This window comes from Chryseobacterium sp. G0162, from assembly GCF_003815715.1.
GTDB lineage: Bacteria > Bacteroidota > Bacteroidia > Flavobacteriales > Weeksellaceae > Chryseobacterium.
Window position 1 is genome coordinate 2,672,713 of sequence record NZ_CP033922.1, and the last position, 14,645, is coordinate 2,687,357.

Below are 14,645 nucleotides of genomic sequence, written 5' to 3' on the forward strand. Positions count from 1 at the left end.
TCCTGCCATTCTGTCACAATATTTTGTATCTTTGCAGACTCATCTGTTCGTAGATTAAAATTCACGGAAAGGTTTCCCGTGTTTTAATCCCGAACCTTAAATTGATTATCGTGCAGGAAAAATATATAGACGAAACAAAACAGGGAGAAGCATTTGCGATTGCCGAAAGACCTGAAAATTCTAAAAAACTGTTTTTAGAAAGCTATGGTTGTCAGATGAACTTCTCTGATTCTGAAATTGTTGCCTCCATTCTTAACGAACAAGGATATAATACAACGATGAAAGTGGAAGAAGCTGATCTGATCCTGTTAAATACATGTTCTATCCGTGAAAAGGCGGAACAGACAGTAAGAATGCGTCTTTCCCAATTCAAAAATCTTAAGAGAGAAAAACCAAACATGACGGTAGGGGTTCTGGGATGTATGGCAGAAAGATTGAAAACCAAGTTCTTAGAAGAAGAACAATTGGTAGACCTTGTGGTAGGACCAGACGCCTATAGAGACTTACCCAACTTACTAAAGGAAACTGACGATGGTAGAGATGCCATCAACGTAATTCTTTCCAAAGAAGAAACCTATGCAGATATCAACCCTGTTCGTTTAGGCGGAAACGGAGTTACCGCTTTTGTTACCATTACAAGAGGTTGTGATAACATGTGTACATTCTGTGTAGTACCATTTACCAGAGGAAGAGAAAGAAGCCGTGATCCCCATTCCATTATTGAGGAATGTAAAGGCCTTGCGAATAGTGGTTATAAAGAAATTACGCTTTTAGGACAAAATGTAGATTCTTACCTATGGTATGGAGGCGGTCCTAAAAAAGATTTTGCCAAAGCATCCGAAATGCAGAAAGCAACTGCGGTTAATTTCGCTCAGTTATTAGATTTGGTTGCCAAGGCAGTTCCTGAAATGAGAATCAGATTCTCCACATCAAATCCTCAGGATATGAGCCTGGATGTATTCAGAATGATGGCGAAACATAATAACATCTGTAAATATGTTCACCTTCCTGTGCAGAGTGGAAGCAACAATATGCTTGAAGCAATGAACAGACAACATACCCGTGAAGAATATCTTGAACTCATCAGAAAAGCTAAGGAAATTGTTCCTGAAGTTGCCTTCTCCCAGGATATGATCGTTGGATTCTGCAGCGAATCCGAAGAAGACCATCAGGATACGTTAAGTCTGATGAAAGAAGTGGAATATGACTATGGATATATGTTCGCTTATTCGGAAAGACCGGGAACACCTGCTCACAAGAAAATGGAAGATAATATCCCGGCTGATGTGAAGCAGAGACGTCTTGCTGAGGTAATTGCACTTCAGGGTGAGCTTTCCAGAATGAGAATGCAGTCGTATGTGGGAAGAGTTCACCAGATTCTGATCGAAGGAACTTCCAGAAAGAATGAAAATCAATGGAAAGGAAGAAACTCTCAAAACGCAGTTTGTGTCTTCGATAAGCTTGAGGGGCAGAAAATAGGTGACATTGTGGACGTATTTGTATATGATAATACCCAAGGCACACTTTTAGGGAAAATCACAGAATAAATTTAAGTTTTGAAAGCGGTTTACCTTTTTACTCTATTTTCTTTTGTTCTGTTTTCTTGTCAGGCAGAGAAAAATAGGAGCAAATATCCGGATACCGTGGGTGATATAGCTTTTGACAGCAAGTTAGATGAAGCAGGTTTTAAGAAGTGTGGAGCAGGAAAAGACAAGCCTTTCAGTTTTCAATATTACCACGGACCGCAAAAGTTCAATTATCAGGGAGAAAAAAATGCTATCGTCGAAAAACTTAAAAAAGAATATATATATTCAGAAAAGAAGATCAATGGTTATATTACCGTTAGATTTTTAGTAAATTGTGAAGGAAAAACAGGATTGTTCAGACTAAAGCATATGAATTCAGAGTTGAAAGATATTGCTTTGGATGAAGAACTGGAAAATAGGCTGTTGAAGTTCACAAAATCATTAAATGGCTGGATGCCGAAAGAGATAGAAGGTTTAAAAGTAGATTACTATCAGTATTTAACCTATAAAATTGAAGATGGAAAAGTTTCAGAGGTATTACCTTAGCTTTTTGTTACTTATCGTGTACACCAATACTATTGCACAGGTCAACTGTAATGCAATAGAGGGTGAGGACTGTAAAAAAGCGTGTGAACTTTACAACAAAGCTTCAGAGTTACAAGGTTTCCGCGAGTCTCAGGAAGGTTTTGATAAAGCTATTGAACTTTGTCCGGATTTCTCCAATGCTTATATGGAGAAAGCGGTACCTTATCTTAAAAACGGAGATTTTTCAACCTGGAAAATCCTGATTGATAAAGCCGTTGCCTTAAATCCTAAAATGCACCTTGGTTACAGAGGCTGGTGTAAATTTCAATTTTTAGGGGATTATAAAGGGGCAATTCAGGACTTAGAAGAGTTCCGTCAATATTATCCTGAAGATCTTGGAAGATCTTTAAATGGAGATTATCATTTGGATGTGGTGAAAGCTATGTCCTACAGTGGTTTAGGGAAGAAAGAAAAAGCGGCCGGCATTATCGAAAAGCTTCTGGCTACAAGAGGGTATGTAAAGGGAATGTTTGACCATTACCAGCTTGGCGTTACCTATTTTGAACTGGGCAGATATGATAAAGCCCTGGAAAATTTTGAAAAACAAAGCAAAGAGTACAACTTTGCCGAGAATATATACTTTAAAAGTAAAGTTTCTAAGATCAGAAACAAGGATTATTTGGATTTAAAAATGTTAGCCTTAAAAACGTATGATGAAGGCAAGACAATGAAAGATGTCTATACCCATCATTTTAACAAAGTTTACAGACAGCAGATTGAAGAGCTGTAGAACATTAAATCAATAATCAAAAATTTACTTATGAGCAACGAGCTACAAAACATAAAAAACCGCTTCGGAATTATCGGGAACTTTCCGGCACTTAACAGAGCATTGGAAAAATCGATACAGGTTGCCCCTACAGATATCTCCGTCCTTGTGATTGGAGAAAGTGGAGTAGGGAAAGAATTTATTCCGAAGATCATTCATTCAGAATCCAGAAGAAAACATCAGCCTTATATCGTAGTCAACTGTGGAGCTATTCCTGAAGGAACCATAGACTCAGAATTATTCGGGCATGAAAAAGGAGCATTTACAGGAGCTACTGCCACCAGAAAAGGGTATTTTGAAGTAGCAGACGGAGGAACAATCTTTTTAGATGAGGTAGGAGAACTTCCGTTACAGACACAGGTTCGTCTTTTAAGAGTGCTGGAAAGCGGTGAGTTTATGAAAGTGGGATCTTCGCAGGTACAAAAGACCAATGTAAGAATCGTGGCAGCTACCAATGTAAACATGATGAAGGCTATTCATGACGGAAGATTCCGCGAGGATTTGTACTATCGTTTGAATACCGTTCAGATTGATATGCCTCCTTTAAGAGAAAGAAAGGGAGATATTCATTTGTTGTTCAGAAAATTTGCCATAGATTTTGCAGAAAAATACAGAATGCCGGAACTGGAACTGGAGCCAAGTGCTGTTCATTATGTAGAAAATTATTCTTTTCCGGGTAACGTCCGTCAATTGAGGAATCTTGTAGAACAGATGACCGTTGTGGAAAGAAACAGAAATATCACGGCAGAAAAGCTTGCAGAATATATTCCGATGGAAACCCATCTCCCAATGGTGGTAAACAATCAGAGTACACCAAAATCGAATGATTTTGGAAGCGAAAGAGAAATCATGTATAAGATTCTATTCGATATGAGGAGCGATATTAATGATTTAAAATCCTTAACTTCGGAATTGATAAAGAACAGAGGAACAGCAGATCTGAGCAATCATGAAAAAAGTCTCATCAACAGAATTTATACTCCTGAAGCTCAGCCACAGGTAAATTCCGGTTCTTTACTGTATTTTGAGAATAACGATGCGCCGGCGGTACAAACCCCTACAATTATTTCAAGTCCGGATGACAGCTATGAAGATATTGAGGATATTGAAATAGAAGAAAACAGACCAGAATCACTTTCTCTTCAGAATAACGAAAAGGATTTGATTATAAAAGCCCTGGAAAAACATAAAGGAAGAAGAAACAGAGCTGCTGATGAGCTTGGAATTTCGCAGAGAACCTTATATAGAAAAATAAAACAGTATAATCTGGAAGATTAGTAAAGCACAAAATAAGTATGAATGTAAATTTAATGCCTAAGCCGGTCAATTTTAAATTCGGAGAATATATTAACAAAGGTTTCGAACTTTTAAAGAAAGACTTCGGGAACATTTTTATCGCATTTTTAGTATGCATGATTATGTCGATTATTCCTTTTTGTGGGTTGTTAGCAATGGGTAATATGTATAAATATCTTCAAAAAATCAATAGAAACCAGCCTGCAAGCCCTGGGGATATTTTTGATTTTAAGGATTTTATGCCCTACCTTATTCTACAGTTAATTATTTTTGGAGGAGTTTTCATTATTTACATTCCACTGATTATTGTATTGGCTTTAACAGGAGCATTATCTAATAATGGGAATGATGCTGGTCCGCTTGCCATGATATTTGTAATTCCTTATGTAGTTTTTATCATAGTAGCCATCTACTATTTTGCTTTGAAAGCGTTCTACATTGTTCCATTGATCAGCCTGAAAGGAATTAAAGACTTAAAAACAGCATGGAATATTTCAAGAGTAATGACTCAGGGAAACCTTATAGCAATTCTTCTTTTCTCATTCGTGGTAGGCCTTTTAGCTCAAATCGGAGTTCTTGCGTGTGGGATCGGGATATTTCTTACCCTTCCTTTCGTATATACTGCTAATTATTTTGCTTATGAAGACGCTATTCAACAAATTGAACATGACGAAATCATTGAAATTGGATCTAAAAATGAATTTTAAAATTAAAAATATCAGTCTGAAACAGCCATTATTAATGATGGTATTCTTTGCTTTGCTGGGAATGTTGAATTCATGTTACAGTTTTACCGGATCTTCTCTTACAGACGAAAAAACGGTTCAGATCAATGAGTTTCCGAACAATGCATCTCTTGTAAATCCGACATTGTCACAACAGTTCTCAACAGATATTCAGAACAGGTTTTTACAGAGAACCACTCTGAAAGGAACAAAATCAAATCCTGATATCCTGATAGAAGGAGAAATTACAGATTATGCGATTACGCCTACCACCATCAGTTCCAATACGCAGACCAACCCTTCCGGTGGTGTAGTACAACAGGCTCAGAATAAGCTTACAATTACTGTGAAGGTGCATTACGAAAATAAAGTACACCCGGATTCCAGTTTTGACAGAACCTATAGTGATGAAGCTGCTTTTAACAGTAGCTTATCACAAAGTGAGATCGAAAACTCTCAAGTGAAGATTGTGACAGAAAGAATTATTAATAAGATATTTAACGATATTGTAGCGAATTGGTAAGATGAATCCCAGAGTTCTAGAATTAATAAAAAATCCGAAAAATATTCAGTCAGAAGACCTTGGACTTTTGAAGGAAGAGATTCACGCATTTCCCTATATTCAAAATATCAGGGCGCTCCATCTGTATGGAGTACACCTGTATGAAAAAGAAAACTATCAGAAAGAGCTTTCTACAACGGCAGCCTATACCACTGATAAAAAAATTCTTTATCAGCTGATCAACGGGAAAATTCAGCAGGAAGTAAAAGAGAAAATAACTGAAGATAAACCTTCTGTAATAGCAGCTGAAAAGCCTGTTAAGTACAATTATAATGTCAAAGGTTTCCCGATAAAAAGAGATGAAACCACTCCGGCTCAGGAAAAAAATGAGGAAGAAGAAAAGGAAACATGTCTATTACAGACAGGACAAGAAGTTAAGCATCTCTATGTAAATGGAGAACGTAACAGAATTCTGTTTGAAGGGGAAGAAAATTTCCTGGATGAGGAAAATACAGAAACGATAGATCTTGAATCTACATTAGAATCAGGAACGTTGGTTACTCAGAAATCCGAACCGGAAACTACAGTATCGGTTCAACAGGAAGAAGAAAAAGTACAGGAGGAAATCGAAGAGAATGCAGGAGAAAATTTTACACCGGAAACCGTTATTAATGAAGACCAGATCGCTTCAGAAACTGTAGAAGAAAAAGTTGATGAAGAAGAAAATCTGAGTTTTGAGGGAACAGAATCCTTATCTCCGGAAGGAGCTGTTGAAGAAAATGTATCTGAAGTTCGAACAGAAGATGCCGAAGCTATTGCTGATGAAGAAGTTCCTGTTTCAGAACTTGAAGAAGAGCTTACAGAACAACCGGATGCAGAATTAAGTTTCCACGCAACAGATGCATTCCTGCCAGATGTGAAAATCCAGGCCAATAATGAAGAAGGTATTGAACCTGTTGAAGTTTCTCCACTTAATGTAAATAAGCATGAGGAGGAAATGAGACGTCTGATTGAAGAGGTTGAGAAAAAGATGAAGGAGACTAAATCTGTTCCGCAAGAAGAGCAGGCAGGGCCGGAAGTTGTTGAAGATCACGAAATAAGCTTTGCGGAAACTCAAAGTTTCCACTTCTGGTCAACCGATCAGGAAAGTTCAGAAGAATCAGAAGAAGTAAATGAAGAGCCAGTACAGGAAGTAATAATTGAGGATACAGAATCTGAAGTAGAAGCTACAAAAGAAGAAGTTGTTGAAGAAGTTGTTCCTGAAGTTCAGACAACATGGAAGCCTATGAGTCTTGAATCTAATGTGCCTGATTCTTTAATTAATAAACAGCTAGATACAGCTGCACCTGTAATAAACATTCCTGTAGTAACAGAAATACCTGCGGCTGAGACAAAAACGGAAAATATACAGTCTGTTGAAGAGCCTGAAACGGTAGTAGAAGTCTCTGCTGAAGATACTTCTATAGAAGAGGAAAAACAACCTACAAATACTGAAGAAGTTCAGGGCATTCCCGAAGCGGATCGTCAGAAGAATGAAGAAGTTCCTGTAATGAATGTTTCATTCTTTGGTTCAGATATATCGAGTTTGAAAGTTGGAGAAGCGAAGCAAGAAACAGAAGAGCCTATAAAAGAAGAACCAATGAAGGAAGCGGCAGTAGAAAGCAATCCTCAGTCATCAATCAACAGCAACGTCCCTGGATTTATCAATACATGGCAGAGTTGGCTGAAAATAGACAGACCAGATGAGGTTGAAAAAGAAAAAGAAGAGATCAAGGAAAAAGCGATTGAAACTTTTATTGAAAACAATCCTAGGATCAGTCAGTTGAAAGAAGAAAGCTCATATGTTGTCAAAGAAAAGAATGATGATATTTCCCACCTGATGACCGAAACATTGGCGAATCTTTATTTTGAACAGAAACTATATTCAAAAGCAATTAAAGCATTTGATATCCTGATTAAAAAGCATCCGGAGAAGAAAGAATATTTCGAAACCAGAATTAAAGAGATCAAAGATTTTAGGAGTAAAAACTAAAATATAATATAAAAGGTACAGCTATAATAGACTGTACCTTTGTTTTTTATTCAGTTGAAGGCGTTTTTTTACCCCGAATTTTTCGCCATGCTTTTCGCCCATATACAACTACCAATATCAATAAAGTAATAGCCAGAACAGCTGCAATAATGGGTGCAACCATAGCAAGTATAGTCATGATACCCGCTCCTGCTGTTTCGGTAGTTCCTACTACAGAATTTCCCAATCCTCCTGTGGTCGCAGTAGAAGCGGCCCGTATTCCTGCAAAGCCCGAGCTTATGGTAGCTGCTGTTCCTCCACCCGCAATTAGAGCCAGCGCCCATTGTGGAAATGTGCCCAATTCGGCAAACTGGCTGGCGAATAAGATAGAACCGGCTACAGTCGCCATAGGAACAGAAATAGTATCCAGTAAATGATCTACGAATGGAATATAATAAGCCAGAATCTCGACAACCGTTGCTATTCCCGTAGTGATGAGTGCAGGCAAACCCGCCAGCCATTCAAAGCTCTCATTCATCGGAATCCAGTGAAAATAAGAAGCAAGGCTTACGGCAAACAAAGGAAGAAAGACTCTGAAGCCTGTAGCAGCAGATAGCCCAATGCCGATAAAGGCACTAATGACATACGAAAGATAGGGAACTTGATCCAACATATTAATTTTCAGATTTATTGTTTCCTATAAAATTACAAAAAGTATGTGAGATTTGAAGTGTTATGAGGAGGTTCGATTTGGGATTCGGTTGACAAAGTGTGTAGTTTTCGGGTTGTATATTGCATAATAAGCAAAACCCTATGAAATACAGACTTGATAGAAGTTTGTATAGGCAATTATCTGTGTTACTCTTATCTGTAGTAAGAAAAATAATATGCCAAATAAGAAATAAAAACCTGTGATAAAGTATTAAACACAGATTTTCACGGATTCTTATTATGTAAAGGAAAATTACTTTTTCTGGGCCTCACAAAGCTTGATAAACTGTGTTTCTACATCTTGAAATTTTGGAGGCATTTCAGAAGAAACCCAGAACATCATAGCGATAGTTTTTTCTCCAAAAGCTTCTTGAAATAAAGCTTTGTTTAGCCTATAACATTCTCTAAGCAACCTTTTGATACGGTTTCTGTGAACCGCTCTCTTAAAATATCTTTTAGAAACAGAAACCCCAAATTTTCCGCTTTCAATCGGAAGAGTAGGCTTATCTTTGAGAATAATGATTCTTAGATTTCCAGAAGTTCTCCATTTACCTTTTTCAAAAAGTAAACTGATTTCTGTATTTTTTTTGAGCTTTTCCGCTCTGGGATATTTGGAATTCTGCATTAATCTTTTTCCACTAAATAATTAATCACTTCAGCAGCAGCATAAAGTCCAAAAATGGCAGGCATATAACTTATCGTTCCGTAAAAAGATCTTTTATAATTTGTTCCGTCGGTCATTTTCAGGCTTTCCTCGTCCTGAATATCATTGGCAAAAACACAACGCACTCCTTTGTCAATTTTTACTTTTCTCAGTCTTTTTCTTATCTGTCTTGCAAGATGGCAATGCTCGGTTTTACTGATATCTCTTACCAATACCTTGCTCGGGTCTGTCTTTCCACCAGCTCCCATTGAGCTTATCACCTTTATTTTTTTCCTTTTAGCAGCAATAATTAAGCTTAATTTTGGAGTGACGCTGTCTATACAATCCAGGACATAATCAAATGGTGATGAATCCAGCACTTCCTCCATTCTTTCAGGATTCAGAAACTCATTGATTTTTGTTAATTTAAGGTCAGGATTAATATCCAGCAATCTTTCGGCAACAACTTCTACTTTATGTTTCCCAACAGTGGATCGTAAGGCGGGAAGTTGTCTGTTTACGTTGGTAATGTCTACAGTATCTCCATCTACAATGGTCATTGTTCCAACACCAGCTCTTGCCAGGAATTCTGCTGCAAAGGAACCCACACCACCTAACCCTACAACAAGAACAGTTGCTTTGTTCAATTTTTCCAAACCTTCTTCCTTAATAAGAAGTTCTGTTCTTTCCAACCAGTATTTATCCATTTTGTATTGCCTCTAAATTTTCTATAATTTGTTTATTTAAACTTTCCAGTGAAATCTCTTTGAGCTCTGAAACTTTCAGATATAATTCTTTAATATCAAAATCATCATTATCCGTTTCTAAAAAAAAACGATGTAAAGGAGTAGATTTCAAAGTTTGCTGCAAAGATAAATTATACAAAACAGCTTTTCCAAAACTCAGGTAAAAATTATTGGCCAGAAGATCCTCAGCAATTTTTTGTTTTTTATTAAAACCATGAATAATCATGGGCTGTTCTGCTTTTTTCTTAAAAGAAATCACCGCGTAAAATTTTTTTACACAGTGTACAATAACAGGTTTTTTTAGCTCATTGGAAATATTGATCTGTCTTAAAAAAACTTCCTCCTGAATTTTCTGATCGATTGGAACCAAAGAATCCAGCCCACATTCACCTATGGCAAAACAGTTCTGAAACATCATATTTCTCATCCAATTCAGCTGATGGTCTATATTATTACTATCAATATCATTCGGGTGTATTCCTATTGAATAAAGAGAATCCGGCGGAATTTGCCCTATGTCCAAATTGTAAATTCCGTCTTTGATGTATTTTTTATGATGATGAAAATCAAAAAATTCCATATTCAAAAATACGACTATTTGGAATTAATATAAAATTATTAAACGATCGTTTATAAATGTGTTAAAAATTTCTTAACTTTACTCAAAGTGCACTTCATGAAAAAAAAATTTACTGAAAAACAGATTCACATACTGGATATTGCAGAAGAATTAATTGCAAAAAAAGGGTACGAAGGAACTTCTGTGAGAGATATTTGTTCTAAAGCCAATATCAATGTCGCTATGATCTCTTATTACTTCGGTTCTAAAGAGAAAATGATGTCTTACCTTTATCAATATAGAGTATTAAAGACGAGGGAAAATTTTTCAGAATTTGCGGATACGATCAAAGAAGGAAAGCCAGAAATGCAGATGCGTGAAATGATAAAATATATTGTTTCCCAGCTCTTCAAATATAATTATTTTCATGGGTTTGTTACCCAGGAACTCCGTCATACAGAGAATTTAAAGGACGAATTGCTTGATTTTTATCAGCTGTTTGTAAAAAAACTGGATGAAGTCATCAAAAAAGGAGTGGCCTCTGGAGTGTTTACCTTTACGCCAAAGCCGGAAGATATTCTTACCATGATTATCGGCTCTACTTTATTTGTGATCCGGAATAAAAATTTTTATGAGCTTTATGTACCAAGTAAAAACGAAGAAGCTTATGCGAAAGAGGCTGAGAAAAAAGTAAGAATGAATCTTTTATTGAGTGTTTTTGCAATTTTGGGATACGCTGCAGACTAAAATTACGTTAAATATTCATAAAAAAAAATCTATTGGCAAAAAAGTTATATTTTTGCAAATTAGTAAATCGGCTGTATAATCCGAAAACTGTTGAACTTTTTATATGAAAAAATATATTTTAGGTCTTTTTGCTGTAGCAGTGGTGGCATCATGTGTAAGCCAGCAAGAAAGAGCAATGAAGAGTGCTGATAAAGATTTTATCTTAAAAGCTGCCAATGAAAACTTTGCTAAGAAAAAGTGGAAAAATGCATTGGCTCTTTATGACAGACTTGCGAACCTTGTAGCAGGAACGGATGATTTTCCTAACGTAGGTTTCAATACAGCTTATGCCAACTACTATGATAAAAGTTATAAACTGGCAGGTCATCAGTTTAAAAACTTTGCGGTTAACTTTCCAAAAGATCCAAGAGCAGAAGAAGCGGCTTATATGTCTGCATTATGCTACTATGAAGGGTCTATGGATTATAACCTGGATCAGTCAAGTACAGAGTTAGCGGTGAATGAACTTCAGGACTTCCTGAACAACTATCCAAATTCAGAAAGATCAAAGAATATCAGTCAGCTTATTGACGAATTAACTTATAAGCTAGAATTTAAGGCTTATGAGAACGGAAGACAATACTTTAAAATGGGTGAGTACAAAGCTGCTAATGTAGCCTTGGAAAATGTATTGGAAGACTTCCCAAGTACGAAACTTCGTCCGAAAATTTATGATTATATCATGAAATCCCGTTATGAATTGGCCATGAAGTCTATTTATAATCTTAAAGACGAACGTATTGAAAGTGCTTTGACCTATGTGAAAATGGTTGAAAAGGAGCTTCCTAATACAGAGTACTCTAAGACAGCATCTGATCTGAGAGCAAAACTGGAAAAAGAAAAGGAGCATTTTGTAGTGGTTAAAAAAGAAACCGAAGTAAAAATTGCCGCTTTAACAGCTAAGCAAAAGAAAGAGGCTGAAAAGCTTGCCAGCCAGGATAAAAAAGAACAGCAGATTAAAGATCAGATCAGCAATGAAAAGCAGGCAAAGCAGATGCAGAGGGATAGTGCGGCACTTCAGACCCCTCCACCTGCAGCGACTTTCAAAATTAAAAGATAATTCGTAAATTTGCCATCTTAAAATAAAAATAATTTTCTCAAAATGAGTGTAAAAGATACAAAAGCAGAAGTAAATACTATTACTTACGACAAAGATAAGATTGAAGATAAAGTAGGTTCAATCTACGAAGCTATTGTTATCATGGGAAAGAGAGCAGAGCAAATCAATGCGGAGATCCGTACGGAGCTTCACAATAAATTGGATGAATTTGCTGTTCACAATTCTACATTAGAAGAAGTTTTCGAAAACAGAGAACAGATTGAGATCTCTAAGCATTACGAAAAACTTCCAAAGCCAACTTCAATTGCTATTGAAGAGTGGTTAAATGAAGACGTGTATTTCAGAAAAACAGAAGAGAGAAAGTAATCTTCTGTCTTTTTTATAAACAAAGGTCATAAAGGAATTACGTTCTTTTATGACCTTTGCTGTTTTAAACCGTGATTGTAAGAAAAAATAAGTATTTTAGTATTTCAAAAAAATTAAAGCTAAATGAGTGTTTCCGGTAAAAAGATCCTTATTGCTGTTTCTGGAGGAATAGCAGCCTATAAAGTTCACTTTCTGATAAGAGACTTTGTAAAACAAGGAGCCGAAGTACAGGTGATTATGACCCCCGATGCAGAACATTTTGTAACCAAACTGAGTTTGGCTACTTTATCGAAGAAACCTGTTTATTCCGATTTTTATGATAACAACGGAACCTGGAACAGCCATGTTGAACTTGCTTTATGGGCAGATGTAATGATTGTGGCTCCATGTACCGCCAATACTTTATCTAAAATGATGCACGGAATGTGTGATAATCTCGTTATTGCAACATATATGTCCGCAAAATGCCCTGTATTTATTGCTCCGGCAATGGATTTGGATATGTACGCACATCCTTCTACGAAAAAAAACCTCGAATTGGCGGTAAGCTATGGACACAGCATCATTCCTGCTGAAAACGGAGAGCTGGCAAGCGGCCTGATCGGGCAGGGAAGAATGGCTGAGCCATCAACGATTTTCAGTTCAATTGAAGATTATTTTGCAGATCATACAACTGAAAAAAGTTTGGAGGGAAAAACCGTTTTAATTACTGCAGGTCCTACCTATGAGGCAATTGATCCTGTGAGATTCATCGGAAACCATTCTTCAGGAAAAATGGGGTTTTCTTTGGCTGAAGAGGCTTCAAAAAGAGGTGCAAAAGTTATTCTAATCTCAGGACCAAGTTCACAAATCCTTACCGATAAAAGGGTAGAACTGCATAAAGTAACTTCTGCAAAAGAAATGCTGGCTAAAGTATTTGAGTTTTATGACAGGATCGATATCGGGATTGCAAGTGCTGCTGTGGCAGATTATGCGCCGAAGGATATTGCCAAGGAAAAGATCAAAAAAAATGATGAAAACCTAACCATTGAATTGGTGAAAAATCCAGATATTCTTAAAACAATGGGTGAAAAGAAAACCCATCAGTTTCTGGTAGGCTTTGCTTTGGAAACTCAAAATGAAGAGGAAAATGCCAAAGGAAAACTAGAGAAGAAAAATCTTGATATGATTGTGCTGAACTCTCTACGTGATGAAGGGGCTGGTTTTAAAAATGATACCAATAAAATTAAAATATTCACCAAAACAGAGAAAAGAGAATTTGATTTGAAGTCGAAAGGAGAAGTAGCAAAAGATATTCTCAATTTTGTTGAATCTCAGCTTTTAAAATAATTTTAATAAATTTCCGTTCTCAATTTTTAATAGACCATGAAATCGTCAGAATTTGCAAAGACAATATCTATGGGGATAATACGATTACATATGACATTAAAAAAAACAATAAGCATCTCCATATGAAAAAAATTATAAGTTTATTTTTTCTGTTATTTATCTGTAATCTTGGTTTTTCCCAGGAGTTGTTGGCAACTGTTCAGGTGAACTCCCAACAAATAGGAGGAAGTAACCAGCAGGCCTTTAAAGCTTTGGAGAAAAGTCTTAGGGATTTTATCAATAATACCAGCTGGACGGGAAAGAAGTTACAGAATTTTGAAAAAATCAAGTGTGGGTTTTCGATTGTCGTTGCTGAAAGAGATGTCAACAAATTCAAAGGGTCTATCGTTGTACAGGCAGTGCGTCCGGTTTATAATACCACATATGAGTCTCCTTTACTGAATCTTCAAGATCAGCGCTTTAGTTTTGAATATATTGAGAACGAAAACCTTATTTTCAATGAAAGACAGTTTTCCGGAAAGAACCTTACTGATGTAATCAGTTTCTATATTTACCTTATTTTGGGTTATGATGCAGACAGTTTCCAGTCTATGGGGGGAACTCAATGGTTTTCAAAAGCTCAGCAGATTGCTCAAAATTCTCAAAACAGAAACTATGACGGCTGGAATACAATCAACGAACCGAGAAGCCGTACCATATTAATCAATGAAATTATGAATCCCAACTGGAGCCAGTTGAGATCTACCATGTATACTTATCACAGATCCGGGATGGATAACCTTTTTAATCAGGATCAGACTCCAGGTAAAAAAGTGATTTTTGATGCCCTTATGCAGCTTAAGATGTATGAGAATACTTTCCAACAAGGGTTTTTCTTCAATCTTTTCATGGATACAAAGAGTGATGAAATCTTCAATGTTTTCAATTCCGGTAATAATGGCGGACTTATCCTTAATGATCTGAAGCAGACTATGATTATTCTTTCTCCTAAAAACATTGATAATAAGTGGAATAAGTGGAAGGTTTAGCAT

Annotated in this window: 16 protein-coding genes; 12 read left to right on the plus strand and 4 right to left on the minus strand. The window is 36.5% G+C overall.

What is annotated here, in order from left to right; translation table 11 throughout:
• Positions 1-110 precede the first annotated feature (110 nt).
• The 7 genes from miaB to EG344_RS12275 are packed head-to-tail and all read left to right on the plus strand — an operon-like array spanning position 111 to position 7,435.
• The gene (gene miaB / locus EG344_RS12245) at positions 111-1,547 is read left to right on the plus strand and encodes a tRNA (N6-isopentenyl adenosine(37)-C2)-methylthiotransferase MiaB (RefSeq protein WP_123909667.1); all 1,437 of its coding nucleotides are present in this window, start codon (positions 111-113) and stop codon (positions 1,545-1,547) included.
• A 9-nt stretch (positions 1,548-1,556) separates the two neighbouring features.
• Complete coding sequence (locus tag EG344_RS12250; RefSeq protein ID WP_123909668.1) at positions 1,557-2,072, plus strand: hypothetical protein; 516 nt, start codon at positions 1,557-1,559, stop codon at positions 2,070-2,072.
• Positions 2,044-2,841, plus strand: a complete 798-nt coding sequence (locus EG344_RS12255; protein WP_123858254.1) for a tetratricopeptide repeat protein — start codon at positions 2,044-2,046, stop codon at positions 2,839-2,841. Before EG344_RS12250 ends, EG344_RS12255 begins: the two co-directional genes overlap by 29 nt.
• A 30-nt stretch (positions 2,842-2,871) precedes the next feature.
• Complete coding sequence (locus EG344_RS12260) at positions 2,872-4,158, plus strand: sigma-54 interaction domain-containing protein (RefSeq protein ID WP_123909669.1); 1,287 nt, start codon at positions 2,872-2,874, stop codon at positions 4,156-4,158.
• 17 nt (positions 4,159-4,175) lie between these two features.
• On the plus strand, positions 4,176-4,883 hold the full coding sequence (locus EG344_RS12265) for a hypothetical protein (protein ID WP_123909670.1): 708 nt from the start codon (positions 4,176-4,178) through the stop codon (positions 4,881-4,883).
• Positions 4,873-5,424, plus strand: coding sequence for an LptE family protein (locus tag EG344_RS12270; protein WP_123909671.1), 552 nt, complete (start codon positions 4,873-4,875; stop codon positions 5,422-5,424). The genes EG344_RS12265 and EG344_RS12270 overlap by 11 nt, the downstream gene beginning before the upstream one ends.
• 1 nt (position 5,425) lies before the next feature.
• Positions 5,426-7,435 carry a hypothetical protein gene (locus EG344_RS12275; protein WP_123909672.1) on the plus strand — a complete coding sequence of 670 codons (2,010 nt, stop codon included), beginning with the start codon at positions 5,426-5,428 and terminating at the stop codon, positions 7,433-7,435.
• Between the two features lie 46 nt (positions 7,436-7,481).
• Here the strand turns inward: EG344_RS12275 and EG344_RS12280 are convergent, their stop codons facing one another.
• The 4 genes from EG344_RS12280 to EG344_RS12295 form a co-directional block, all read right to left on the minus strand.
• Complete coding sequence (locus EG344_RS12280) at positions 7,482-8,087, minus strand: DUF4126 domain-containing protein (protein WP_123909673.1); 606 nt, start codon at positions 8,085-8,087, stop codon at positions 7,482-7,484.
• Between the two features lie 291 nt (positions 8,088-8,378).
• On the minus strand, positions 8,379-8,750 hold the full coding sequence (rnpA, locus tag EG344_RS12285; RefSeq protein ID WP_123909674.1) for a ribonuclease P protein component: 372 nt from the start codon (positions 8,748-8,750) through the stop codon (positions 8,379-8,381).
• The gene (locus tag EG344_RS12290; RefSeq protein ID WP_123909675.1) at positions 8,750-9,475 is read right to left on the minus strand and encodes a ThiF family adenylyltransferase; all 726 of its coding nucleotides are present in this window, start codon (positions 9,473-9,475) and stop codon (positions 8,750-8,752) included. The genes rnpA and EG344_RS12290 overlap by 1 nt, the downstream gene beginning before the upstream one ends.
• A complete protein-coding gene (locus tag EG344_RS12295) occupies positions 9,468-10,094 on the minus strand; it encodes a TatD family hydrolase (RefSeq protein WP_123911812.1) in 627 nt (208 codons plus the stop codon). Before EG344_RS12295 ends, EG344_RS12290 begins: the two co-directional genes overlap by 8 nt.
• A 96-nt stretch (positions 10,095-10,190) precedes the next feature.
• Here EG344_RS12295 and EG344_RS12300 point away from each other — a divergent pair, with 96 nt between their 5' ends.
• From EG344_RS12300 to EG344_RS12320, 5 genes are all read left to right on the plus strand, one after another.
• On the plus strand, positions 10,191-10,820 hold the full coding sequence (locus EG344_RS12300; protein WP_066693165.1) for a TetR/AcrR family transcriptional regulator: 630 nt from the start codon (positions 10,191-10,193) through the stop codon (positions 10,818-10,820).
• A 103-nt stretch (positions 10,821-10,923) separates the two neighbouring features.
• Positions 10,924-11,919 (plus strand): outer membrane protein assembly factor BamD, encoded by a 996-nt coding sequence (locus EG344_RS12305; RefSeq protein ID WP_123909676.1) that lies wholly within the window; start codon positions 10,924-10,926, stop codon positions 11,917-11,919.
• 42 nt (positions 11,920-11,961) lie between these two features.
• A complete protein-coding gene (locus tag EG344_RS12310; RefSeq protein WP_034681463.1) occupies positions 11,962-12,285 on the plus strand; it encodes a DNA-directed RNA polymerase subunit omega in 324 nt (107 codons plus the stop codon).
• A 123-nt stretch (positions 12,286-12,408) separates the two neighbouring features.
• A complete protein-coding gene (coaBC, locus tag EG344_RS12315; RefSeq protein WP_123909677.1) occupies positions 12,409-13,614 on the plus strand; it encodes a bifunctional phosphopantothenoylcysteine decarboxylase/phosphopantothenate--cysteine ligase CoaBC in 1,206 nt (401 codons plus the stop codon).
• 122 nt (positions 13,615-13,736) lie between these two features.
• Complete coding sequence (locus EG344_RS12320; protein WP_123909678.1) at positions 13,737-14,642, plus strand: DUF4835 family protein; 906 nt, start codon at positions 13,737-13,739, stop codon at positions 14,640-14,642.
• Positions 14,643-14,645: the final 3 nt, after the last annotated feature.